At 61.0% G+C, this 433-nt stretch carries 1 rRNA gene; it reads right to left on the bottom strand.

The annotated features are described in order from the left end of the window. Positions 1-433, bottom strand: a 16S ribosomal RNA gene (locus GYA94_RS27395); the annotation flags it as partial.

The raw sequence follows: 433 nt of genomic DNA, 5'->3' as shown, positions 1-433 counted from the left end.
CTCGGGTATCTAATCCTGTTCGCTCCCCTAGCTTTCGCGCCTCAGCGTCAGTTGCTGGCCCAGCAGGCTGCCTTCGCCATCGGTGTTCTTCCCGATATCTGCGCATTCCACCGTTACACCGGGAATTCCAGTCTGCCTCTACCGCACTCGAGCCTCCCAGTTCGGGATCCGGCCGGGGGTTGAGCGCTGGGCTTTGAGATCCGGACTTGAGGGGCCGCCTACGCGCTCTTTACGCCCAATGAATCCGGATAACGCTCGCTCCCTACGTATTACCGCGGCTGCTGGCACGTAGTTAGCCGGAGCTTCTTCTGCAGGTACCGTCGAATTTCTTCCCTGCTGAAAGCGGTTTACAACCCGAAGGCCGTCGTCCCGCACGCGGCGTTGCTGCGTCAGGGTTTCCCCCATTGCGCAAAATTCCCCACTGCAGCCCCCC

The sequence above is a fragment of the Pseudomonas juntendi genome, assembly GCF_009932375.1.
Lineage (GTDB): Bacteria > Pseudomonadota > Gammaproteobacteria > Pseudomonadales > Pseudomonadaceae > Aquipseudomonas > Aquipseudomonas juntendi.
Note: the sequence above shows the minus strand (reverse complement) of the source record. Positions and strands in the feature narration are given on the sequence as shown.